The 2,398-nt window shown below is 72.9% G+C and carries 2 protein-coding genes; both read right to left on the minus strand.

Features of this window, described 5'->3' with window-relative positions:
* Positions 1 to 29: 29 nt before the first annotated feature.
* Positions 30 to 1,037: a putative F420-0 ABC transporter substrate-binding protein gene (locus GH736_RS21265; RefSeq protein WP_159606859.1), complete on the minus strand. Its 1,008-nt coding sequence runs from the start codon at positions 1,035 to 1,037 to the stop codon at positions 30 to 32.
* Between the two features lie 157 nt (positions 1,038 to 1,194).
* Positions 1,195 to 2,398: cysteine protease StiP domain-containing protein (locus tag GH736_RS21270; RefSeq protein WP_159606861.1), on the minus strand; the 1,204-nt coding region annotated here is incomplete at its 5' end.

Consider the following 2,398-nt stretch of genomic DNA (forward strand, 5'->3'; position numbering starts at 1 on the left):
CCCCGCGCTCGCATCCGCCCGCGTCGCGCTCATCGCAGGTCGAGCTCCCCGAGCTGGTCGACGAGCGACGACACGGCGCCCACGTTGCGCACGCCCGCCTCGGTCGCCGGGAAGTCGACCACGAGGTAGCGCCCCTGCTGCACTGCGGGCAGCGCGGCCGTCGCCGGGTTCGACTCGAGGTGGGCGATCTTCTGCTCGGCGGTGTTCCACGCGGCGTCCACGAGCACGATCACGTCGGGGTCGGCGGCGACGATCGCCTCCCAGCCCATCGCCGTCCAGGTGTCCTCGACGTCGGCGGCGACGTTCTCCAGGCCGGCCGCGTCCATGATCATCTGCGGTGCGCCGATGCCCGCGCCCACATAGGGGGTGTCGTCTCCCGAGCTGTACCAGAGCGCCGTGAGACCCGCGTCGCTCGGCTCGATCGCGTCGAGCTCTGACCGCTGCGACGCCACGAGGTCGGCCGCGGCATCCGGAACGCCGAAGATCGCGCCCGCCTCCTCGAACTCGGCGAAGACCTCGTCGAAGGTGAGCGGGTTCGGCATGTAGCCCTCGCCCTTGCACGCGGCGGGGGCGACGTAGCTCGCGACGCCGAGCTTGGCGAGCGTCTCGCGGTCGCCGGCGCCCTCGGCCGAGAGGTTCGACTCCCATCCGGCGAACACGAGGTCGGGCTCGGCCGCGAGCGTCACCTCCTGCGAGGGCACCTTGTCGGAGAGCAGCTCGATGCCGGATGCCGCGTCGGCGAACTCGTCGGGGACGGGGCCGTCGGTGAAGGCGGCGCCGACGATGCGGTCCTCGAGTCCGAGCGCGAGCAGCAGCTCGAGCGTGGACGACTTGATGGTGACCACGCGCTCGGGCGCGGCCTCGAACGTGACCTCGGTGCCGCAGTTGTCGATGGTGAGCGGGTAGCCGGATGCCGCGGCATCCGTCGCGCCATCGTCGGGGCTTCCCGGCGAGGCGGTCGAGCCGCTCGCGCAGCCGGAGAGGAGGAGCGCGGCGAGGGGTAGGGCGACGATGGCGACGGGAGTGCGGGCGGGCATGGGGCCTCCGGGACGGTGTGCAAGTGACATTCCGACGAGGTCGGGGACTCGCGGCCCAATCCCGGGCCACACGCACCGATCAGATCCAGATCGGCGGTCGTCTCCATCGTAGACCCGCGGCCGGCTGTGGTGGCGGCCGTGGGCGGGCGGCTCACCGCTAGACGAGACCGAGCATCACCGAGGCGGCGACCGCGAGCACGACGCCGGTGCCCTGCACGGCGTTGATCCGTTCGCGGAGCACGATCCACGCCAGCAGCACGGTGGCGACCGGATACAGGTTCACGAGCACGGCGACGACCGCGACGCTGCCCTCGTGCAGCGCGAGCATGAGCAGCACGTTGGCCCCGCCGATCAGCAGGCCCGCGACGCCCGCGAGCAGGCGGGCGCGCCGTCGAGGATCGGCCGAACGCGCCGCGCCGAGCCGGGCCGCGCCCGGCGCCGGGACCTGATCGAGGTGCGGCGACGACGAGCGCGCCGGCCCTGCGGCCGCACGCATCGACGCGGGCGCATCGTCGACCGGATACGCGTCGACCGGATGCGCGTCGACCGGATGCGCGTCGACGGGATGCGCGTCGAGCACCGCCATTACGCGCCGCATCGCCGGGACGCCCCGCGCCAGGCCGAGGAGCACGAGGAGCAGCACCAGGCCCGACGTCGTGTCGAGGAACACGGCCACCATGCCGGCATCGGCGGGCGCCAGGTCGAGGGCCACCGTGGCGAAGCCGAACGCCAAGCCGGAGATCGCGGCGAACAGCAGGGTGCGGGGTTTCGCGCCACGGGTGTCGACGCGGCGCTCGAGGCCGATGAGCACCGACCCGAGGATGGCGACGACGATGGCGACCCACGCGATCGGCTCGAGTTCGTCGCCGAGCACGAGGGCCACCGCGACGGGCACCGCGGAGCTGAGCAGCGCGATGAGCGGCGTCATCAGCGAGATCGGTCCGGCGGCGAGCGCCGCGGTGAAGGTGAGGAAGCCGACGGCGGCCAGGAGCCCCGCCGTCACGCCGCTCGCGATCGCGGCCGGCGACCACACGCCGCCGACCGTCAGCACCACGATCACCAGCACGACGGTGGCGACGGCGTAGTTGATGGTCGTCGCGACGAGCACCGCGATGCGGCGTGCCGCGACGCCGGAGAAGAAGTCCGCGACCCCGTAGAGCAGCCCGGCACCGAGCGCGAGCACGACGATCAGCAGCACCGCGCCAGTCTGACGCGCGCCGGTGACATCCGCTACGACCGCGACGGCGAGCTCGCGCGAGATCGCACCTTTGCCGGTCCACCCGTCGACGAAGACGGCGTCGGCGGCGTTGTGGTGGGCGGCGATGTAGCTGAGGGCGTTCGAATCGATGCCTTTGCCGCGG

Source organism: Agromyces humi (assembly GCF_009720255.1).
Classification (GTDB): Bacteria; Actinomycetota; Actinomycetes; order Actinomycetales; family Microbacteriaceae; genus Agromyces; species Agromyces humi.